Here is a 22,046-nt window from a genome sequence, read left to right on the forward strand (position 1 = left end):
ATGACGGACCTGTATCAATCCCAACGAGCCATGCGCCAGATGCGCCGGGTTGCCATGCAACGCGGCGTCGTCGCCATTCTGGACATCGGGAGTTCCAAGATCTCCTGTTTGGTGCTGCGGTTCGATGGCAGCGGCCGGTTGAGCGAGGACAATTCCATCGGCTCGCTGGCAGGGCAATCCGGGTTTCGGGTGATCGGCGCCGCAACGACCCGCTCGCGCGGGGTGCAGTTCGGCGAGATTTCCGCCATGCAGGAAACCGAACGCGCCATCAGGACGGCGGTACAGGCGGCGCAGAAGATGGCGGAGGTCCGGGTTGACCACGTGATCGCCTGTTTTTCCGGGGCGATGCCGCGCTCCTACGGGTTGGAATCGACGGTAGAGCTGGAGGGGCAAGAGGTCACCGAGAATGAGATCGCCCGGGTTCTTGCCTCCTGCGAGGTGCCGGAATACGGGGCAGGGCGCGAGGTGTTGCACGCGCAACCGGTGAATTTCGCACTCGACAACCGCTCCGGCCTCGAGGATCCGCGTGGGCAGATGGGACAGGCGCTGTCGGTCGACATGCATATGCTGACGATTGATGCCACCGCGATCCAGAACCTGGTGCGCTGTGTCCAGCGCTGCGATCTTGAACTCGCAGGGATCGCATCCTCTGCCTATGTGTCCGGAATTTCGGCGCTGGTTGAGGATGAACAGGAATTGGGGGCCGCCTGTATCGATATGGGCGGCGGCACCACCTCTGTGTCGATCTTCATGAAGAAACACATGATCTACGCGGATGCTGTCCGCATGGGCGGCGATCACATCACCAGCGATATTTCCATGGGGCTGGGGGTGCCGACGGCCACGGCAGAGCGGATCAAGACGATGTCGGGCGGGGTCCACGCGACCGGTGCCGATGACCGTGACATGATCGATATTGGTGGTGAGACCGGCGATTGGGAGCGGGATCGCCGCACGGTCAGCCGGGCCGAGCTGATCGGCATCATGCGTCCCCGGGTCGAAGAGATCCTCGAAGAGGTCCGGGTCCGGTTGGATGCGGCCGGGTTTGAGCATTTGCCAAGTCAGCAGATTGTCCTCACCGGCGGGTCCAGCCAGATCCTCGGGTTGGATGGTCTGGCGAGCCGCATTCTCGGGCAGCAGGTGCGGCTAGGGCGACCGATGCGGGTCCACGGGCTGCCTCAGGCGGTCACCGGTCCTGGGTTTGCCTCGGCGGTCGGGCTGTGCCTGTTCGCGGCCCATCCTCAGGATGAGTGGTGGGATTTCGAAGCCCCGGTTGACCGGATGTCCGGCGGCTCCATGCGTCGGGTCGTGCGCTGGTTCAAAGACAACTGGTAGTGGCGGAACCGATCGGCAGGGTTTTGCCGATCAGGCGGAGGGCAGCAGAGGTTGCCCACAGTTTTTCCACAGGCGGGTCACATTGCCCGTGACAGTCGCTTTGGGCTGCGCTAAAATTGCTCTCAATACGCTGAAATCAGCGATGTGCGAGGCCGAGCAGGGGTTCGCCACCATAATAGAACGAGATCTGGCATGCTTGCAGTTGCGGGTGTGGTCTGGCCTCGTTTGTGTGTGAGGTCCCTGTTGCCCGCTACATTTCGCCAAAATGGCGATATCCGGCATAAATTCCCACTCAATTGGCCCATATTTTGTGGGTCCGGGCGATTTTGGGGATGACGCGTCTGGTCGGTCGCGATAGGATTGAGGCAGAATATTGACAACTGACGCCCTTGCGGGAGGGCTAGAACACAGGCGGAAAGAGCATGACCCTGAACCTTTCGATGCCCGGACAGGATGAACTGAGGCCAAAGATCACAGTCTTTGGGGTTGGTGGTGCTGGCGGCAATGCTGTCAACAACATGATCGCCAAGGAGCTGGAAGGCGTCGACTTCGTCGTGGCCAACACCGATGCGCAAGCGTTGCAGCAAAATGCGGCAAAGAACCGTGTTCAGCTCGGGGTGAAAGTCACCGAAGGTCTGGGTGCCGGCGCGCGCCCCTCTGTGGGCTCTGCAGCGGCGGAAGAAAGCATCGAGCAGATCGTGGACCATCTGGCAGGCGCGCATATGTGCTTTATCACCGCCGGTATGGGCGGCGGCACCGGGACCGGGGCTGCACCGATCATTGCTCAGGCGGCCCGCGAGCTTGGCGTTCTGACGGTTGGTGTCGTGACCAAGCCGTTTCAGTTCGAAGGCGGTAAGCGGATGCGTCAGGCCGAAGAAGGTGTCGAAAGCCTTCAGAAGGTCGTGGACACGCTGATCATCATTCCGAACCAGAACCTGTTCCGTCTCGCGAATGAAAAAACCACCTTTACCGAAGCCTTCTCCATGGCGGACGATGTTCTTTACCAGGGGGTAAAGGGTGTGACCGACCTGATGGTAAGGCCCGGCTTGATCAACCTCGACTTTGCCGATGTCCGCGCAGTCATGGACGAAATGGGCAAGGCGATGATGGGCACGGGCGAGGCCGAGGGCGAAGATCGCGCCATTCAAGCCGCCGAAAAGGCAATCGCCAACCCGCTGCTGGATGAAATCAGCCTGCGCGGTGCGAAGGGTGTTCTGATCAACATCACCGGCGCGCATGACCTGACCCTGTTTGAGCTGGACGAAGCGGCTAACCGGATCCGCGAAGAAGTCGACCCGGATGCAAATATCATCGTGGGCTCGACGCTTGACACGGCGATGGAAGGCAAGATCCGGGTATCTGTGGTGGCGACCGGTATCGATGCCTCCGAGATGGTGCATGACGTACCGGTTCCGCGCCGTCCGATGTCGGCGCCGTTGAAAAAGACCGTCAGCGTGGAAGAAAACCGCGCCGCGCCGCTCGAATTGAAAGAGCCGGTGGCCGCAACCGCGCTTGCTGCCGAAGCGGCCGAAGTGGCTCCGGGTCAGGAGCCGTCGTTGTTCTCCGAGTTCAACGGGGACCAGGCGGCGTCGCAACCAGGCGACGATGTCTTTGAAGAGGTCGTCGAAAGCAACAGCGACGATGGTTTGCCACGGCCCGCCTACCAGCCGCAGGTGCAGCCGCAGCCAGAGCCTGCGGCCCCTCAGGCCGAGAGCTTTGTCGCGCCGCGCGCTCCGGCTCCGGGCACGCCGTCCCAGGATGCAATCGTGCGTCTGCGTGAAGCGGCACAGCGCCATCAGGGTGTCCCGCAGCCTGCGCCGCAGCAACCGGTGGCCGTCCAGCAGGCACCACAGCAACGGCGTACGGCCGAAGCTCAGGAGCAGCGCCGCTTTGGTCTGAATTCTCTGATCAACCGGATGACAAGCCAGCCGCAGGACACATCGCAGAACCGCCCTCAAGCCGCGCAGCGGGTGCAGCCGAGCGTCCAGACCGCCCAGCCGAAACAGGCCGAACAGCCCTACGACGAGGATCAGGAACGGATCGAAATCCCTGCATTTCTGCGCCGTCAAGCGAACTGATCGCTCACTATCCAGCATAAAAAGGTCGCCAAATGGCGGCCTTTTTTCTTTTTGTTCCAACATCTTGCATCTACCTGAGCGAGGCTCTGCCGACCGGTTTCAGGGATGTTTCATTCGGTTACAAAGATTGAATTGTAGCTCGGCGGCGGACTCCTTAGGTGTAGCGGCGAGACGGATCTATATCCGAAAAGCAACCCATGAGGCACTACGTGCAAAATACGCTCAAAGCAGCTGTCACATTTGAAGGCATCGGCCTGCACTCCGGCACATCGGCCAAAATGGTCGTGCTTCCTGCCGCAGCGCAACATGGCATTTCCTTCAAGCGGACGGATATCGCACTGGGTGATACCGTGATCCCCGCCCGTTGGGACATGGTAGAGCGCACAGCGCTGTGCACCCGCCTCGTGAATGCGGCCGGCGTCTCCGTGTCGACGGTCGAGCACATCATGGCGGCCCTGGCGGGCTGTGGCGTTCACAACGCCCGGGTTGAGATCGACGGTCCCGAAGTGCCGATCATGGACGGCTCCTCCGCGCAGTTCGTGCGTGGCATCATGGCCACCGGCATTCAGCGTCTCGGCGCACCGGTTCGCGCCTGGGAAGTCCTGAAGCCGGTTCTGGTGGAAACCCGCGAAGCCCGCGCAATGCTGCTGCCCTGCGATCGCCTGAAGATGACGTTCAACATTGATTTCGCAGAACAGGGCATTGGCAATCAGAGCCGGGAACTGGATCTGCGCAATGGTGCCTTCGCGCGCGAACTCTGTGACAGCCGGACATTCTGTCGTCGCGTTGACGTCGAAGCGATGCAATCCAATGGCCTGGCCCTCGGCGGCGTACCTGGTGAAAACGCGGTGGTTTTTGATGGTCCCGTCGTGCATGCAGGCCCGGGTCTGCGCCATTCGGACGAGCCTGTGCGCCACAAGATGCTGGATGCGCTTGGGGATCTCGCCCTCGCAGGCCTGCCGCTATTTGGGCACTATATTGGTGACAAGGCGGGGCACTCTCTGACCAATACGCTGCTGCGCGCGCTCTTTGCAGAGCCGGGTGCGGTGCGCGAGGTGACCTGTGATCCGATCCGGACCGCGCGCCTGCCCGGTCAGGGGCTGGTCTGGTCAGAAATCCCCGAGCAGGTGCGCAAGGCCGCCTGATTTCAAGCGGCCTCGGCCCCAAGTAACGTGAATTATAGCAAACGGTCGGCACCCGCTGGCCGTTTTCCATTTCAGAAGCGTCCATCTGCAACCGGGCCGTCATTTTTCCCACGACTGGAGCCGGTCGGGAACTGGATGCAGACTTGACCCTCCGGGGCTTTCTCTGCCAATTGAACAGCAGCGGTATGAAAGGCGTTTTGCACATCATATGAATGTGCTAGACCGTGGCAACGCCGGGTGTCATGTGACCCATGACCCACCTGGGCTGCGCCACCGCGCAGACGAATGAGACGGTTGAAGTGAGGCAGGAATGATCGGCATCAGGGCAGCAGCCAAAGGGATCGGAGCGGTCGTTCTGATGGCGACCCTCGCCGCATGTGGCGGCGCGGATGGTGATGCGCGCAGGGCGGCACAGGACCTCGAGGTGTTCTCTCCTGCTCAGATCTATGAGCGCGGAGAGTTCGAACTGGCGCGAAATCGCGCGGATGATGCGGCTTTCTTTTTCTCTGAGGTGGAACGGCTATATCCCTACTCCGAGTGGGCGAAGCAGGCTCTGATCATGCAGGCCTTCACCTTTCATCAGAGCAAGGACTACGAAAACAGCCGATCCTCGGCGCAGCGCTATATCGACTTCTATCCGACGGATGAGGATGCGGCCTATGCGCAATATCTGCTGGCGCTCAGCTACTATGATCAGATTGACGAGGTCGGTCGAGATCAGGGGCTGACCTTTCAGGCCCTGCAGGCGCTGCGGACGGTGATCGAGGTCTATCCCGATAGCGAATATGCGACCTCGGCAATCCTGAAATTCGACCTGGCCTTCAACCACCTGGCGGGCAAGGAAATGGAAATCGGTCGGTACTACCTGAAAAAACAGCACTACACAGCGGCAATCAACCGGTTCCGCGTCGTGGTGGAGGATTTCCAGACCACGTCTCATACAGCCGAAGCCCTGCATCGTCTGGTCGAGGCCTATCTGTCGCTCGGTCTGACCGACGAAGCGCAATCCGCCGGCGCCATCCTGGGTCACAACTTCCAATCGACCGATTGGTACGAGGACAGCTACAGGCTCCTGACCTCTCAGGGGCTGAAGCTCAAGGACCGGGGCAACAACTGGCTGGCCACAATTTATCGTCAGTCGATCAAGGGCGCATGGCTCTGACGGCAACAACAGGGCATCTCGATGCTGCGCGCTCTTGATATTCGTGACCTTCTGATCATTGACCATCTGGAACTGACGTTCCAGCCGGGTCTGAATGTGCTGACCGGTGAAACCGGGGCAGGCAAATCCATTCTTCTGGACTCTTTGGGGTTTGTGCTCGGATGGCGCGGCCGGGCGGCGCTTGTGCGTCAAGGGGCAGCGCAAGGCGAGGTCATGGCGGAGTTTGAGCTGGCCGAGGGGCACGCCGCGCGCGCCGTTCTGGAAGAAGCGGGCCTGCCAGTCAGCGACACGCTCATTCTGCGGCGGGTCAATACTGCGGATGGCCGGAAAACGGCATGGGTGAACGATCGCCGCTGCTCGGGCGAGGTGCTGCGGGCGCTGTCGGAAACGCTGCTGGAGTTGCATGGCCAGCATGATGATCGCGGATTGCTGAACCCCCGGGGCCACCGGGCGATGCTGGATGAATTTTCCGCAGCGGGTGAGATGCTGGCGGAGGTGCGCGCAGCCTGGTCTGCCAGCGCCAAGGCCCGCAAGCAGGTTGAGGTCACCCGCAGCGCCCTTGAGGCCGTGCGCGCCGAAGAGGAATTCCTGCGCCATTCCGTCTCCGAGCTGGATCAGCTCGATCCGCAACCGGGCGAAGATGAAACACTCGATGCGCGCCGTCGGCAGATGCAGGCGGCCCAGCGTATTCGCGGGGATATTGCCCGTGCCTACAGCCTCTTGTCCGAAGGCGCCGAAGGGGCAATGGGCGAGGCGCAGCGCTGGCTCGAAGCGGTGGCGGGTGATGCAGGCGACGGGCTTGATGCGCCCCTGGCCGCGCTTGGCCGGTCGATGATCGAACTGGGCGAGGCGCAGGATGGTGTCGAGCGGTTTCTGGAGGGGCTGGAGTTCAACACCGGCGAGCTGGAGGATTGCGAGGAGCGGTTGTTTGCAATCCGGGCGCTGGCCCGTAAGCACAATGTGCAGCCCGATGAGCTGGCGCTCCATGCAGAGGCTCTGCGCGAGAAACTGCAGGCGCTGGACGCAGGGGACCAAAACCTTGCCGATCAGGAAAAGGCGCTGAAGGCCGCCGAGGCCGCCTACGCGGCCGCCGCAGAACGACTATCCGCCCGGCGTCGGAGCAGTGGCGCCACGCTGGATGCTGCCGTCATGGCGGAGCTGGCGCCGCTGAAAATGGAGCGTGCGGTTTTTGAAACCCGGGTGACTGCGGCAGAGGCCGGGCCGGACGGGATCGACGCCGTCGCCTTTACCGTCGCGACCAATCCGGGCGCTCCGGCGGGTCCGTTGAACAAGATCGCATCGGGGGGCGAGCTCAGCCGTTTCCTGCTGGCGCTGAAAGTCTGTCTGCGCGGCGAGGATGATGCCAAGACGTTGATTTTCGACGAAATTGACCGAGGGGTCGGAGGGGCGACCGCGGATGCCGTGGGCCGTCGGCTCAAGGCGCTGGCGGACGGCAGTCAGGTCCTGGTGGTGACCCACTCGCCGCAGGTGGCCGCCCAGGGTGCCTATCACTGGCGTGTGCAGAAATCTGTGAAGGGTGGCACAACCCTGTCTGAGGTGGTGCCGCTTGATCGCGAAGAGCGCATCGATGAAATCGCCAGGATGGTGTCCGGGGACCGCATTACGCCAGAGGCCCGCGCCGCAGCCCGTGCCCTGCTTCTGGACGAGTGACGGTTTACCCCCGCGAAAGATCTCTCCGATATGCCTCTTGGTCACAGTGATAAGCTGATTTATCAAGGGATTGATCGGAGACCATTGATGGCGCGTCTGAACCGTTCTTCTGTACTGGCTTCTGTGGTCGCCCGTTCCTGGGCGGCTCTCAAGGGCGCACGCCGCCTCTTGCTGGAGCAGGGGCCCAGTCAGTTTCAGTTCTGGCTGATTGCCATGGTGATCGGCGTCCTGGCGGGCTTTGCCGCGTTGCTGTTCCGCAAAGGCATCACACTCTTGCAAGGGGCGGTTTACGGTGCGGAGGATGTCGATTACCTCCATTCCTTCGCCGCTACCCTGCCGTGGTATGTGCTCCTGATCGTGCCGGTGCTGGGTGGGTTGATCGTCGGCGTGATCCTGAACCGCTTTACGCGCGACGCGCGGGTCCGATCCGTGGCCGATGTGATCGAGGGCGCTGCCCTGCGCGAGGGCCGGGTCGAGATCCGCGAGGGGCTGGCTTCTGCCGTCGCGTCCTTTCTGACCCTGTCCACCGGTGGCTCCTCTGGCCGGGAAGGGCCGGTCGTGCATCTGGCTGGCGTCATATCCAGTTGGGTCAGCGACCGGATAAAGGCCGACGGGGTGACGGGGCGGGATCTGTTGGGGTGCGCCGTGGCGGCCGCCGTCTCAGCGAGCTTCAACGCGCCCATCGCGGGCGCCTTGTTCGCCATGGAGGTGGTTCTGCGCCATTTCTCGGTCAATGCCTTTGCGCCGATTGTGATTGCCTCCGTGGCCGGGACCGTCATCAATCGGCTGGAATACGGCGATGTCACCGAATTTGTGCTCAACACCCCCGGCGCGCTTCAGTTTTACGTCGAACTCCCGGCCTTCCTGTTGCTGGGCCTGATCTCGGGCGTGGTCGCCGTTCTGCTGATGCATTCGATCTTTCTCGCGGATAAATTCGGATCCTGGGCCCAGATCGCGCTGAACATTCCGCGCTGGTTGCGACCGGCCGGCGCGGGGCTCCTGCTGGGCCTGATTGCGATCTGGTTCCCGCATATTATCGGCGTGGGCTATGAAACCACCGTTCTGGCGCTGTCCGGCCAGCTGTTGCTCAGTCAGGCGATCATCTTCGCCCTCGTCAAGGCCGCCGCTGTCTCTGTCACGATGGGCGGCCGCATGGGGGGAGGGGTGTTTTCACCTTCGCTGATGATCGGGGCCCTGACGGGGCTGGCATTCGGGCTGATTGCGACTGCGACCCTGCCGGATGTGTCGGGCACCCATACTTTATATGCTTTTGCCGGTATGGGGGCGGTCGCGGCCGCCGTGCTCGGGGCGCCTATTTCCACCACGCTGATCGTTTTTGAATTGACCGGCGACTGGCAGATTGGCCTGGCGGTCATGGTCTCGATCTCGATGTCGACCGCGCTGGCCTCCCGATTGGTGGACCGGTCGTTCTTTTTGACCCAGCTGGAAAAGCGAAACCTGCGCTGTGCTGCGGGCCCGCAATCCTATCTTCTGGGCACGCTGCTGGTCGACAAGGTGATGCGGCCTGCGTCCGACATCGATCCGGCGCGGGCGGCCGCGCAGGTGGCAGAGGGCATTTCGGTCATCTCCGGCGTGACCCTTGAAGCGGCCTTGCCGATCTTTGACCGCGCGGAGGTCGAGTGTATTCCTGTGGTCGCCCCCTCTGCCACGACCTCGGAGGCCGAGGCGGCAGAGCCCGAGATCCTGGGGATGCTGTATCATCTTGATGCGCTGAAAGCCTACAATCGCGCCTTGGTCGCCGTATCGGCAGAAGAGCATCGCTAGCTGCCCGAAGCTCCTGCGGGTAGGTCGAGCTGCGCACCGGGAGGGATGGGCTGTGCTCAATGTCTGCTCTGCTGTCCAATCTGCACGCGCCGGACCCATTTTTTGACGCATTTTTTGGCACTCAGTGTCGCGCGGCAGAGCCGAGCTTTTGCCCTGAATTGCGGGAAATCGATTCTATCTTCAGGCCCAGAACCATTTTAGACTTGATAACAATGGTTAATCCGGGCACTTCTATAAAAAAAGGTTAACGATACCAGGCACCGGGTGGACAATAAAAATGCGTGCTTTAGCAGCTGGCCTCGCTGAGGTCTCGTCCTTGAGGGCGAAAAATGAGCAGGAAAACGAGCGGGCCGCTTTGACGGCCCTCATAGACTATGTCGTTGAAACCACATGCAATTCTCAGAATGCTCTGGGCCGGGACGGGGCCGATAAAATTCGCCGCAGCCTCAGCGATGTGGTTTTGCCGAGCTAAGACTTGTCGCTCAGACCAGCCAGACCAGCTGTGCGGGGCGACGTCTCTTCATGCATGAATTCAGATTTTTTCGAAACCAATCGTACATTGGTGCGGCTTTGGGTTTCACGATTTTGAAATTTGGGAGCGGCCTCCCGACGTTCTCTCTCCGACTGTTGCAAAAAAGCCAATCCCGTCAAAACCAGGCCCACTGGACCCGGCTTTGATCGTGTTGCGCCATGTTGGGCGTGTGGCTGGTTTCGACCGGGGTGTCAGAAACCCCGAAGGTCCGTAGTCTGCACCAAGGCCTGGTCCGTAGTCTGGCCAGAGGCTCAGACCTGCTCCACCTTGACCGACTCCTGTACTTTGAACGCGAGATGGCCCTTGATCTCTTTTGCGCCTTCAAGCGGTGTCTCGTAGCTCCAGGCCGCGTTTTCGGCCACAGATGACTTGTTGGCGATTGAGTAGTAGCTGGCGTCGCCTTTCAGCGGGCACTGGCTGGTCTTTTCCGTCTTGTCGAGAAAGGCCATGGCGATGTCTTCGCGCGGGAAGTAAATCACTGGCGCCAGATCTCCTTCGCAGAGTTCCAGTGCTTTCGTGCTCTCGCCCAGAACGGCGCCCCCCGAGCGAACAACCCATGTGCCTTCGGCCTTGCGGATCGTGATCTTGGTCATCGGGTTCCCCCTCCTTCTGATTTTGGTAAGGCTTCTGCCCGGTTATTGTAACATTCGCATATCAGAGCGGCGCACAGGCGGTCTCCAGCCATTTGGCCGCCGTCGCACTGACGCGGGACGCGACGTTGCGTAATACGTCTGCATGATACGTGTTGAGCCAATCCCGTTCCCCGGCAGACAACAATCCAGGTACCACAAGACGGCGATCAATGGGCGCATAGGTCAATGTGCGCCACGACAGCATGTTGCGGTCCGCGTCGCCGGAGTCAAGAGCTGTAGCGTCCTCAACCACCAGCAGGTTCTCGATACGGATGCCAAAAGCGCCTTCGCGGTAGTAGCCGGGTTCGTTTGACAGGATCATTCCGGGCTCAAGCGGGACAGTGTTGAGGCGGGACAGGCCCTGTGGTCCTTCATGCACGCTGAGGTAGGCGCCGACGCCATGGCCCAGCCCGTGGTTGAAGTCCTGCCCGGCTTGCCACAATGGGACGCGGCCGATCGCTTCGAGGTCACGTCCGGCGCGCCCAGCAGGCCAGCGCAGCTGCGATACCGCGATCATCCCTTGCAGGACCCGAGTAAAGGCCTCTGATTCCTCCCGTCCCGGTGAACCGATTGAAATGGTCCGGGTGATGTCAGTGGTCCCGTCGAGGTACTGTCCACCACTGTCGAGGACAAGCAGGTGGCCGTCCTGCAGCACACTGTTGGTCTCGTGGGTCACCCGGTAGTGAATGATCGCGCCATTGGGGCCGGTGCCTGCGATGGTGTCGAAACTGATATCGCGCAGGGCAGGGTCAGCGGCGCGGAACTGTTCCAGCCGCGTCACGACGTCAATTTCGGTGACGGTGCCCGGGGCTTGGGCGTCCAGCCAGGCGAGGGTTTCCACCACGGCGGCTCCGTCCCGCAGATGGGCCGCTGCGCTGCCACTGATCTCGGCTCCGGATTTCCGGGCCTTGGGCAGGGCGCAGGGATCGCCGGCGGTGGCCATGCGGTCGCCAAGCGCCACGGCGACCGCATGTGGCACGCTGCCCTCGTCCACTGCGATCTGGCCTGTGAGCTCTGCAACGGCGGCGTGGAACATCTCGGGGTCGTGACAGCTCACGCCGGGACCGAGATCGAGCGTGCCGAGCTTTTCCGGAGCCATGAACAGATCCACGCCTGCGTCATCGTGCAGGATGGCAAAGCAATGTGCCACCGGGTTGCGCGGGATATCTGTGCCGCGAATGTTCAGGAGCCACATGATACTGTCGGGCAGGGTGATAACGGCCGCCGCATGTCCATCCCTGCGCAGGGTTTTGGCCAGACGCGAGGCCTTTGCAGCGGCGCTCTCACCGCTGTAGATCTCCGGGTGAGGTGTGACAGGGTTCATCGGCGGTTTCGGCTGATCCTCCCAGACCCGGTCGACTAGGTTGTCCGTGGCCGTCAGGGTGATGTTGGTGCCTTTCAGATGTGCGTGCAGTTCCCGAATTTCCCGGGCAGAGTGGAGCCAGGGATCATAGGCCAGCCTGCCGCCCGCGGGGAGGTGTTCCACCAGCCATGCCCCGAGCGTGACCTCAGGCCATGGAACGGGGGTGTAGACGGCTGCGACCTGCTGTTTCACCTGTGTTCGGTAGCGCCCGTCGACGAAGACGCCCGCGATGTTCTGCAATACGGCGCAGAACCCGGCTGAGCCGGTGAAGCCCGTGAGCCAGGACAGACGATCGTCCCGTGGGGCGACGTATTCGCCCTGATGGGCATCCGCGCGGGGGACCAGGAACCCGTCGAGGCCCTCCTTCGCAAGCTCTTCGCGCAGCGCAGCGAGCCTGTCCGGGCCTTGTTCCGGCCGTGCCGTGACATCAAAGGTTTGGAACATATTTCTCTCCTGGGTTCCGGATCCGAGCCTGATGGGACCGGACGGACGGGATCTGTCGTCGATGGGGGTATGAAACAGGTTTGTCACAGATCAAACCGGAACAGACAAGACCTTTGGCAGTTCGCAGACTGGCTTTGCGCAGGGCGCAGGGGAGGGCTCCCGCCCGTCGCCGCTGCCCGGTTCGGGCAGCGGTCGCCCGTTGGGCCGCGCAGGTCTCCCCCATGTGGGGGAGACCTGCGGTCGCGCTCTTTGCAAATCTCTGCGCAACAGATGATCCATGTCACCAAGGCCGCGCGCCGCAGGCGCGCGGCCGGGCCCAAGGCGTGTCGTTGCATCTGTGATGCTGCGATCAAGGCGCGGGAGGACCCCGCCCTCGGCGGGGCATATCACAGTGCGCATCCCAGCCGGATGTCAGCTGACCCGGCGGATCCCCATGACGCGAGCCCGCGCGCGTGGATCGCTGTCAAACAGTGCGGCCAGCTGTTCGGTCATGGCACCGGCCAGCTGTTCAACATCTGTGATGGTCACAGCGCGGTCGTAGTAGCGGGTCACATCGTGGCCGATCCCGATCGCGAGCAGCTCGACTTGCTTGCGGCGTTCCACCATCGCGATCACGTCACGCAGGTGTTTCTCCAGATAGTTTGCCGGATTCACGGAGAGTGTGGAATCATCGACCGGCGCCCCGTCGGAAATCACCATGAGAATTTTGCGGGCTTCCGGGCGGCCGACCATTCGGCGATGCGCCCACTCCAGTGCCTCGCCATCGATGTTTTCCTTCAGCAGGCCTTCTTTCATCATCAGACCGAGGTTCGGACGTACCCGACGCCACGGGGCATCGGCACTTTTATAGACGATATGGCGCAGGTCGTTCAGGCGGCCCGGCAACTGTGGGCGCCCCTCGTTCAGCCAGGCCTCTCGGGCCAGTCCGCCCTTCCAGGCGCGGGTGGTGAAGCCGAGGATTTCGACCTTCACGTTGCAGCGCTCCAGCGTCCGGGCCAGAACATCGGCACAGATCGCGGCGATGGAGATCGGGCGCCCCCGCATGGAGCCTGAGTTGTCGAGTAGCAGGGTCACGACGGTATCGCGGAACTCGGTATCTTTCTCGACCTTGAACGACAGCGGCGTCGTGGGGTTCGCCACCACCCGTGCCAGACGCCCGGCATCGAGCACGCCCTCTTCCTTGTCGAATTCCCAGGACCGGTTCTGCTGCGCCTGCAGACGGCGTTGCAACTTGTTCGCAAGCCGTGAGACGGCGCCTTTCAGGGGTTCGAGCTGCTGGTCAAGATAGGCCCGCAGGCGTTCCAGTTCCTGCGGCTCGGCAAGGTCCTCGGCGGCGATTTCTTCATCATTGGCGTCAAGAAAGATCCTGTAGTCCGGATCAGCATCAGAGACGGGCGGTGGTGCGGGGGGCTCCAGCGGTGCCTCGCCGTCGGGCATCTCCGTCTCGTCGGTGATTTCCTCGTCGGCCATTTCGTCCATGGAGACCTGAGCCTGACTTTCGTCCTGCTGTTGCTCCTGGGCCTGTTCGGGCGAGGCGTCGGCCTCTTCTTCTTCGCTGTCGTCCTGACCGGAGCTGTCTGGCTGCTCCTCCTGATCGGCGCTTTCCTCCGAGTCGTCGTTCATCTCGTCGTCAAGATCGTCGGGATCGTCCCCAAGCTGGTCGCCATAGCCGAGATCGGAAATCACCCGCCGGGCGAATTTGGCGAATGCGGCCTGGTCGGAGACTGTCTCGTCCAGGTTCTCAAGGGTTTCGCCGGCCTGCGCTTCAATGAAACCGCGCCAGAGTTCCATCACATTGGCGGCGGCGTTGGGCAGCGGGCGTCCGGTGGCAAGATGGCGGATCAGATAGCCGGCGGACACGGCAAGCGGTGCCTCTGATGCGGCGGTGATCTGATCGTATCCGCGCCGCAGCGCGTCGTGCTGGATCTTGACATCGATGTTGGATGCGGTGCCTGGCATGTCGCGTGCGCCCATGGCCTCACAGCGGGCGCTTTCCATCGCGTCATACAGCTCGCGGGCCATCTCGCCTTTGGGAACGTAGCGGCCGTGGACGCCTTCGTCATGGTATTTGTGACGCAGCGCCAGAGCGTCGGCGGTCCCCCGTGCCATCAGCACTTCTTCGCGGCTCATCCGGCGCGAGACCTGCGGTAGCCGCATGGTGTCGCCGCTCATGCCCGAGGGGTCGACAGAATAGTTGACCGTCAGGTCGGCGTCGTTGGCCATCACCTTGGTGGCTTCGGCCAGTGCCTTCTTGAACGGATCGGCAGGGTTGTCGTTTGGTCTGTTCATGAGCCGGTGCTCCTGTTGCGCAAGCATTGGAGGTTTGCGCGACTCTGTCCAGTCTTTTGAAAAAGACTGTCTCGGTCCCGCCGGGGGAAGGGGTGCCGCGCCCCCCGTCGAGGGGGGCGCGGCACCGGTCCGACGGCTTTGGCCGTCGGATTCCCGCTCTTATCCCAGGCTTACATTCGCGGCGCTTTCGGGCAGTTCCTCGTCAAAGCAGCGTTGGTAGAATTCTGCGACAGTCTGGCGTTCCAGTTCGTCACATTTGTTCAGGAAGGACAGGCGGAACGCATAGCCGATATCGCGGAAGATCTCAGCGTTCTGGGCCCAGTTGATCACCGTGCGCGGCGACATCACCGTCGACAGATCGCCGTTCATGAAGGCGGTCCGGGTGAGGTCGGCGACGGTCACCATCTGGGCGATATTCTTGCGGCCCTTCTCGGTGTTGTAATGCGGTGCCTTGGACAGGACGATCGCGGATTCGGCGTCGTGGCTGAGGTAGTTGAGCGTCGCCACCAGCGACCAGCGGTCCATCTGGGCCTGGTTGATCTGCTGAGTGCCGTGATAGAGGCCGGTGGTATCCCCCAGGCCAACGGTGTTTGCGGTGGCAAACAGGCGGAAGTAGGGGTTAGGGGTGATGATCTCATTCTGGTCCAGCAGCGTCAGCTTGCCGTCATGTTCAAGCACCCGCTGGATCACGAACATCACATCCGCACGACCCGCGTCATACTCATCAAACACGATCGCGACCGGATTGCGCAGTGCCCAGGGCAGGATACCTTCGTGGAATTCGGTCACCTGCTTGCCGTCCCGCAGTTTGATCGCGTCCTTGCCGATCAGGTCGATCCGGCTGATGTGACTGTCGAGGTTCACGCGCACGGAGGGCCAGTTGAGACGTGCGGCGACCTGTTCGATATGCGTGGATTTACCCGTGCCGTGGTAACCTTGGATCATGACGCGGCGATTGTGGCTGAAGCCTGCGAGGATCGCCAGCGTGGTGTCGCGGTCAAACTTGTAGGTGGAATCTATCGCCGGGACACGCTCGGTGCCCTCGGAAAACCCCTTCACGGTCATGTCGGAGTCGATGCCAAAGACGTCCCGAACCGAGATCGTCTCGGTGGGTTTTGCATTCATGTCCAGCAGGCCGTCGGTCATAGGTGTCAGTCCTTGTCTTATCTGTCTCGGAGTCGTGTCAGTCTGTGTGGCGGCGCGGGCGGTCATCAGTTGTAGCGGCGGCCCGTCAGTCAATCTCGGGTGCATCCTGTGCACAATCGCAGGATTGGTGCCTGAAGATGCCCTGAAGGGCAAGGGAAAGTCGTGTGTTGATACGCCGCAGGTCGTCTTGTCGGGAAAAATGCAGGCAAAAACACCCCCCCCCGAGCGATCTGCGCTGAGGGGGCGGGGGCCGGCACCGGTTGCGGGTCTTGGCGGCCGGCCCGATCCTGTCCAAAGATCGGCCCGTGGGGGGCCGGTCAGAGCGCCGCGCGCAACCGCAGCAGGCTGCGCTCGTCCACAAACCGGGGGGTGGAGCGCATGTAGTCGGCAAAGGCCTGGCCATATCCTTGCAACAGCCAACGCTCCTCGTTCAGCACAAAGAGGAAGTAGAGCGCAAACAGAACCAGCGCCAGCAGCACCGTAATCCAGGAGCCGGTGGAGATACCGAGCCCGACCGTGGCCAGCACCGAGGTCACGTATTGGGGATTGCGCGAATATTCATACATGCCGCCGGTGACCAATCCGCCGCTGTCGCAATAGGTATTGTCGAGCCCGAGGAACCGGTAGCCCCGGAGGGTGATCCCGAAGGCGATACTCATGAGCGGTAAACCGACCAGATACCGCAGCCAGTGCCCCCAACCGTTCACGCCGATCTCGGCGAGGGCAAACACCACAGTCGCTCCGCAAAATACCCTGAAGAGGCCAAACGCGAGATGATGCCGCCACCCTTCTGCCGCAGGCCAGAGGCCAAGGTCGGGACGCCAGAGGCTCAGTCCCAGATGGGCGGCAAGGGCGATGGCAAACAGAATGGCTGTGCCAAGTGCACTGTCATGGAGGGTCAGGATCAGGTCGTACATGGCGTCTTCAAATCCCTTTCTGGAGCTTTGGATGACGTGTTTGACAGGGCTGTGCGTCGCCCGGATACCCCGCCCGCCTAGCAAGCCAATGTAACAGGAACACGGCTTTGACCGCTGCGGTGGCGATGCGAATGCGCGCCCCGCAGGAACGCGCAACAAGACACCCCGCCGGGCGCAGATGGCCAGACGGGGTGCGGTGTGACGGGACGCTATGATGAGCTGCCATGACGGGCAAGGCATGGTCTGCGCCCCGGCTGAGGGCGCTACAGCTCGGCGGGGACGGGGCGCGCTATTTGAAGCTGCGGCTGTCCTTGACCTGATCCCAGGCCCACATGACTTCCTGCAGCTGTTCTTCCTGGCTGCGGTCTCCCCCGTTCATATCCGGATGCAGAACCTTGATGAGCTTTTTATAGGCCTTGCGGATATCGGCCTTGGACCAATCGTCCTTGGCTTCGAGGATTTCGAGCGCGCGCCGTTCGGTTGGCGGCAGGCGACGCCCGGCGGCCTGTCCGTTCTTGCCGGGGTTCTGAGTGGCATTGGCGCCCAGAACCTGATGCGGGTCCTCAATGCCGAGGCGCGCCCAGGCCCGGGCCTCGGGATCGCCCATCGGCTTGGTTTGCCGTTCCCAGACTTTGTCCTTGGAGGCCTGGGCGTTCAGCTCCGCCTCTGTGGTGCCTTCAAAGAAATTCCATTTCTGATTGTATTCGCGCACATGTTGCTGGCAGAACCAGAAAAAATCATCAAGCACGTCCGGCGCCTTGGGCGCGCGGAACTTTCCGGCTTCTTCACAGCCGTCGTGATCGCACAGGCGAACGGAGGTGTCGGAGGCGCCAGACATGCTGCGCCGCCCCCGCGGATTCTTCTTCTTCGCGGAGCGGATCGACATATCGAAACCAAAGGGATCTGATTTGGTCATGCGGGAGCACCTTCTAGACGCATCTGTTCGACTCGGAGGCAGCAGTTTAGTCTAACAGTCGCGAGATAAAAGGGGGGCGGGCACAGTTTTATGAACAACAGGCGGAGTGATGCAGCAATGAGCATGCGGACAGAAATCGAAACAACCCTTCAGAAGGCGTTTGATCCCAGTCATCTGGAGGTTCAGGACGACAGTGACAGCCACATCGGGCATGCCGGGCACGATGGCGGCGGAGAGAGCCATTTCAACGTGGTGATCCGCTCTGAGGCGTTCAAAGGCATGAACCGGGTGGCGCAGCACCGCGCCGTGCACAAGGCATTGGGCGATATCGTGCCCCGGATTCACGCGCTGGCATTGGACATCGGCGCCTGATGGCATGAGAGCACCTGTCGTTGCGAGGCCGGTATGTTCCGCAAACTCGCAACGGCAGGCGCAGAAAGCCACAGGACTGGGCAACCATAGGGCAAGGACACTTCAGGACAGGTCAACCACAGGACTGGGACACCACAGGACTGGGGCACCACAAGGCAGGGCATCCGCAGGCACGAGGCGCGGGCGCCCTAGTCTTCTGGTTTGCCACCGCGGCTGGCGCGGGCCTTCAGGGCGGCGGTCAGCCCGGACACCGGGCTGAGCTCCTCCACACCGTCGTCGGCCACCATTCGCCGGGCACCGGGGCCGGGAACGGCCACGGCCTCGGGCGGTGCTTCCGGGTCGCCTGCGGTCGCGGTCAGCGGAGCCGGTTCGGGGGCGTGTTGGGCGTCTGGCGCGGTCACGGAGGGCGATGTGGCGATCAGCTTTGCGGACGGGTCGCTTGCCACGGCCTCGGCTGGTGCGCCCGCTGCGACTGTCGCTCCCGCCGTGGCGGCCAGGGGCTGCGCTGTGTTGCGGGCGTCGGTGTCGTGCCCGGCGAGGGCGCGGCGGAACACCAGCAGATTGCGCCAGGTGGTTTTGGTGCCCGTGAGGCCCGAGCGTTCTTCGGACGGCAGCATTTCTGCGCGCTGAAAGTCCCAGCCTTCGGCCGCCATGTCGTTCAAAACGGTCTCGATCCCGTTCGCAAACCGCGCCTCGGGCGTCTTGACGCCCCGGACCTTCTTGCCCCGGTTGGGGGCGGGGACGACTTTATACTCGTAGTTCTGCATCTGTTGATCCTGTGCGGCCCATTCGGGCAATGTAGCAGCTTGGTGGGTTTGCGAAAGAGAGCTGTGAGACCGGGGAGGCTAGAGCGATGTGGTGGCCGCGTCGGGGCGATGGTCCGCAGCGCGTGCGGCCAACTTCAGGCACATCCGGGTTGCGAGCGCCATATCCTGCACCGAAATCCACTCCAGCGGGCCGTGAATGCATTGCATGCCGGTGAAGATATTGGGCGTCGGCGTCCCGAGTTCTGTCAGCCGCGAGCCATCGGTGCCACCGCGGATCGGGACCGAAATCGGCTCAATGCCGAGATCGCGACAGGCGTCACGGGCCAGATCAACCGGTGTCATGTCGGTCTCCAGCCAGTAGCGCATGTTGCGATATTGCGGCGTGATCTCGCAGCTGATTTCCGCCCTCGGCTCCCCCGCCTGCACCGCGTCGCAGACGCTGCGCAGCAATGCGCCCTTCGCGGCCAGCCCCTCCAGTTCGAAATCCCGCAGAATGAAGCGGATCTCCATCTCGGAGGAGCCGCCGCGCATATCGGTGGCGTGCAGGAACCCCTCGCGGTCGTCTGTGACCTCTGGCGTCAATGTCGCCTGCGGCAGGGTCTGGATGATTTTCGACGCGAGGTGAATGGCGTTGACCATTTTTCCCTTGGCGAGCCCCGGATGGATCGAAACACCGGTGATCCGGACCACGGCGCGGTCGGCAGAAAAGCTCTCATACTCGATTTCGCCAAGCTCACCGCCATCCAGCGTATAGGCGAAATCGGCCGCGAGATCCTCTTTGAGACGCGGGTCGACGCCGCGCCCGATCTCCTCATCTGGGGTGAAGGCCAACCGGATCGGACCGTGACGCAGGCCGGGCGTGCGCAGCAGATGTTCGGCCATGGTCATGAGGATCGCGACACCGGCCTTGTCATCGGCCCCCAGAAGGGTCGTGCCCGAGGCGGTGATCAGGTCATGCCCGACCTTGCGCGCCAGATAGGGGTGCTCTGCCGGTGACAGGACCAGCTGGGGGTCATCGGGGAAGGAAATGTCGCCGCCATTGTAGCCTTTGATCACGCGCGGTTTGACGCCGGATGCGTTGAATTGCGGTGCCGTGTCCACATGAGCGAGAAATCCGACTGTCGGGACGTTCACCGAGCCATCCGATGCGCCATCCGATGCGCCATCCGCCGAGCCATCCACCGAGCCATTCACTGTGCTGTCAACTGTGCCGGGCAATGTGGCCAGAACCACGCCATATTCGGTCAGCTCTACCTCTTCGGCCCCCAATTCGGTCAGCTCATCGCGCAAAAGGGTCAGCATATCGAGCTGCCTGGCGGTGCTGGGGGCAGAGGCGGAATTCTCGTCGCTCTGGCTGTCGATGGCGGCATAGCGCACCAGCCGGGTTTCGAGAGCCGTGTCGAATTCTTGCGACACGTCGGGGCTGAGATCGTTGGTCATGGGGGCTCCTGATGTTGGCGGCAAGATCGCGGAGGGCTGATGGGAGGTCAAGGTGGAGAGCGCATGTTTCCTGTCGCGCCGCTGGTTTGAGAGCGCCGCATCATGAAATTGCAGCGAAGGTATCGGTCGGTTTTCTCAATCCGCCGTCCACACAGGCATAGATGCAAAAAAGGCGACCTCTCCGGCCGCCCTTTCCATGTTTGGATCTGCCGGAGGTCAGCTCAGCTTCTTGGCGATGAGTTCATTGACCGCCTTCGGGTTTGCCTTGCCGCCGGTGGCTTTCATCACCTGACCGACGAACCATCCCGCCAGTTTCGGGTTCACCTTGGCCTTTTCCACCTGCGCCGGGTTGGCGGCGATGATCTCGTCCAGAGCGGCCTCGATGGCGCCGGTGTCTGTGACCTGCTTCATGCCGCGTGCTTCGACGATCTCGGCCGGGTCGCCGCCTTCGGTATAGACGATCTCGAACAGGTCCTTGGCGATCTTGCCGGAAATCGCATCCGAAGCGATGAGGTCGATCACGCCACCCAGCTGCGCGGGCGAGACCGGGCTTTGGGTGATGTCGCACTCGTCCTTCTTCAGGCGGCCGAACAATTCGTTGATGACCCAGTTCGCGGTCAGCTTGCCATTGCGGCCCTCGGCCACGGCGTCAAAGTAATTGGCGCTTTCGACATCGGCGGTCAGCACGGAGGCATCATAGTCCGTCAGGCCGAAGTCTTTGATGAAACGCGCCTTTTTGTCATCGGGGAGTTCCGGCAGGCTGGCCTTGATGTCGTCCACCCATTCCTGTTCGATCTCCAGCGGCAGCAGATCTGGGTCGGGGAAATAGCGGTAGTCATGCGCCTCTTCCTTGGACCTCTGAGTGCGGGTTTCGCCCTTGACCGGGTCGAAGCCGCGGGTTTCCTGATCCACTTCGCCGCCTGCTTCGAGAATGGCAATCTGGCGGCGCGCCTCCACCTCGATGGCCTGCTGGATAAAGCGGGTGGAGTTCATGTTTTTGATTTCGCAGCGCGTGCCCAGATGGCCAAAGTCGCCGGTCTCGCGGTAGCGCTCGTAGGCGCCGGGGCGGCAGACCGATACGTTGACGTCGGCGCGCAGGTTGCCGTTTTGCATGTCGCCGTTGCAGGTGCCGAGATAGCGCATGATCTGGCGCAGCTTCAGAATATAGGCGGCGGCTTCTTCGGGGCTGCGGATGTCGGGCCGCGAGACGATCTCCATCAGGCAGACGCCGGCGCGGTTGAGATCAACGAAGGACATTTCGGGATCCATGTCGTGAATGGACTTGCCCGCGTCCTGTTCCATATGGATGCGTTCGACGCGCACCGGCCGCGCGGTACCGTCGCCCAGTTCGACCAGCACTTCGCCTTCGCCGACGATGGGATGGTACAACTGACTGATCTGATAGCCCGCAGGCTGATCGGGGTAGAAATAGTTCTTGCGGTCAAAGGCGGACGTCAGGTTGATTTCGGCCTTGAGGCCCAGCCCGGTGCGCACCGCCTGTTCAATGCAATATTCGTTGATCACCGGCAGCATGCCGGGCATGGCCGCGTCCACGAAGGCCACGTTGGAATTCGGCTCTGCGCCGAATTTGGTCGAGGCGCCGGAGAACAGCTTGGCGTTGGAGCTGACCTGGGCATGCACCTCCATACCGATGACCAGTTCCCAGTCATGCTTGGCGCCCGCGATCACCTTGGGCTTGGGGAGTTCGTATGTCAGGTCGAGCATCTTGAGCCCTTTTTCCGTTGATCCATCAGTTCCGGTCGGTTCTAGGCGGGTCCTGTGCAGGGGGCAAGGGGGCAAAGGGCGCAAGCGGTCTCTGCGGACCCGGGAAACCCGCAAAAAAGCCGGCGCCTGACGGGGCGGTGCCCGGACACGGCAAACCGGCAGAGACCGGCAATTCCGGGTCGGTGCCGATATCTGGCGGGGAGTGCGTCCCCGGTGCCGTCGGCCTGCACCTCGTCCAGTGCCTTGGCGGGTTCAAGGGAAAGTTACTGACCTGAAGGCCAGTAGAATGCGCCAGGTGGCTCAAATCATCTGAACACCGGTCTCTTT

General features: G+C 62.2%; 16 protein-coding genes. 7 read left to right on the forward strand and 9 right to left on the reverse strand.

The window, feature by feature from the left end; translation table 11 throughout:
* The 6 genes from ftsA (at position 1) to FGE21_RS10200 (ending at position 9,176) form a co-directional block, all read left to right on the forward strand.
* Positions 1-1,335 carry a cell division protein FtsA gene (ftsA, locus tag FGE21_RS10175; protein ID WP_139663184.1) on the forward strand — a complete coding sequence of 445 codons (1,335 nt, stop codon included), beginning with the start codon at positions 1-3 and terminating at the stop codon, positions 1,333-1,335.
* A 422-nt stretch (positions 1,336-1,757) separates the two neighbouring features.
* Positions 1,758-3,413 (forward strand): cell division protein FtsZ, encoded by a 1,656-nt coding sequence (gene ftsZ, locus FGE21_RS10180; RefSeq protein ID WP_139663185.1) that lies wholly within the window; start codon positions 1,758-1,760, stop codon positions 3,411-3,413.
* A 197-nt stretch (positions 3,414-3,610) separates the two neighbouring features.
* Positions 3,611-4,558 carry a UDP-3-O-acyl-N-acetylglucosamine deacetylase gene (gene lpxC / locus FGE21_RS10185; RefSeq protein WP_139663186.1) on the forward strand — a complete coding sequence of 316 codons (948 nt, stop codon included), beginning with the start codon at positions 3,611-3,613 and terminating at the stop codon, positions 4,556-4,558.
* A gap of 310 nt (positions 4,559-4,868) precedes the next feature.
* On the forward strand, positions 4,869-5,720 hold the full coding sequence (locus tag FGE21_RS10190) for an outer membrane protein assembly factor BamD (protein ID WP_139663187.1): 852 nt from the start codon (positions 4,869-4,871) through the stop codon (positions 5,718-5,720).
* A gap of 21 nt (positions 5,721-5,741) precedes the next feature.
* Positions 5,742-7,391 (forward strand): DNA repair protein RecN, encoded by a 1,650-nt coding sequence (recN, locus tag FGE21_RS10195; protein WP_139663188.1) that lies wholly within the window; start codon positions 5,742-5,744, stop codon positions 7,389-7,391.
* Between the two features lie 87 nt (positions 7,392-7,478).
* Positions 7,479-9,176, forward strand: a complete 1,698-nt coding sequence (locus tag FGE21_RS10200) for a chloride channel protein (RefSeq protein ID WP_139663189.1) — start codon at positions 7,479-7,481, stop codon at positions 9,174-9,176.
* A gap of 783 nt (positions 9,177-9,959) precedes the next feature.
* On the opposite strand, the gene FGE21_RS10205 is transcribed toward FGE21_RS10200, so the two are convergent.
* The 6 genes from FGE21_RS10205 to FGE21_RS10230 all read right to left on the reverse strand — a co-directional run bounded on the left by FGE21_RS10205 (position 9,960) and on the right by FGE21_RS10230 (position 17,415).
* Positions 9,960-10,301 carry a DUF427 domain-containing protein gene (locus tag FGE21_RS10205; protein WP_139663190.1) on the reverse strand — a complete coding sequence of 114 codons (342 nt, stop codon included), beginning with the start codon at positions 10,299-10,301 and terminating at the stop codon, positions 9,960-9,962.
* A gap of 61 nt (positions 10,302-10,362) precedes the next feature.
* Positions 10,363-12,147 (reverse strand): aminopeptidase P family protein, encoded by a 1,785-nt coding sequence (locus FGE21_RS10210; RefSeq protein ID WP_139663191.1) that lies wholly within the window; start codon positions 12,145-12,147, stop codon positions 10,363-10,365.
* A 411-nt stretch (positions 12,148-12,558) separates the two neighbouring features.
* Positions 12,559-14,436 (reverse strand): cobaltochelatase subunit CobT, encoded by a 1,878-nt coding sequence (gene cobT / locus FGE21_RS10215; protein ID WP_139663192.1) that lies wholly within the window; start codon positions 14,434-14,436, stop codon positions 12,559-12,561.
* 159 nt (positions 14,437-14,595) lie between these two features.
* Complete coding sequence (gene cobS, locus FGE21_RS10220) at positions 14,596-15,582, reverse strand: cobaltochelatase subunit CobS (RefSeq protein ID WP_139663193.1); 987 nt, start codon at positions 15,580-15,582, stop codon at positions 14,596-14,598.
* A gap of 317 nt (positions 15,583-15,899) precedes the next feature.
* Entirely contained in the window at positions 15,900-16,499 is a 600-nt protein-coding gene (locus tag FGE21_RS10225) for an isoprenylcysteine carboxylmethyltransferase family protein (protein ID WP_139663194.1), read from the reverse strand.
* 289 nt (positions 16,500-16,788) lie between these two features.
* On the reverse strand, positions 16,789-17,415 hold the full coding sequence (locus FGE21_RS10230) for a DnaJ domain-containing protein (RefSeq protein WP_139663195.1): 627 nt from the start codon (positions 17,413-17,415) through the stop codon (positions 16,789-16,791).
* A gap of 117 nt (positions 17,416-17,532) precedes the next feature.
* Between FGE21_RS10230 and FGE21_RS10235 the strand changes: the two genes are divergently transcribed.
* Positions 17,533-17,787 (forward strand): BolA family transcriptional regulator, encoded by a 255-nt coding sequence (locus FGE21_RS10235; RefSeq protein ID WP_139663196.1) that lies wholly within the window; start codon positions 17,533-17,535, stop codon positions 17,785-17,787.
* A gap of 188 nt (positions 17,788-17,975) precedes the next feature.
* Here FGE21_RS10235 and FGE21_RS10240 read toward each other — a convergent pair whose 3' ends face one another.
* The 3 genes from FGE21_RS10240 to gatB all read right to left on the reverse strand — a co-directional run bounded on the left by FGE21_RS10240 (position 17,976) and on the right by gatB (position 21,719).
* A complete protein-coding gene (locus FGE21_RS10240; RefSeq protein ID WP_139663197.1) occupies positions 17,976-18,554 on the reverse strand; it encodes a DUF4177 domain-containing protein in 579 nt (192 codons plus the stop codon).
* A 78-nt stretch (positions 18,555-18,632) separates the two neighbouring features.
* Positions 18,633-19,994 carry a peptidase T gene (pepT, locus tag FGE21_RS10245; protein ID WP_370285619.1) on the reverse strand — a complete coding sequence of 454 codons (1,362 nt, stop codon included), beginning with the start codon at positions 19,992-19,994 and terminating at the stop codon, positions 18,633-18,635.
* A 216-nt stretch (positions 19,995-20,210) separates the two neighbouring features.
* On the reverse strand, positions 20,211-21,719 hold the full coding sequence (gene gatB, locus FGE21_RS10250) for an Asp-tRNA(Asn)/Glu-tRNA(Gln) amidotransferase subunit GatB (RefSeq protein WP_139663198.1): 1,509 nt from the start codon (positions 21,717-21,719) through the stop codon (positions 20,211-20,213).
* Positions 21,720-22,046: the final 327 nt, after the last annotated feature.

The sequence above is a fragment of the Phaeobacter sp. B1627 genome (assembly GCF_006265095.1).
GTDB lineage: Bacteria > Pseudomonadota > Alphaproteobacteria > Rhodobacterales > Rhodobacteraceae > Epibacterium.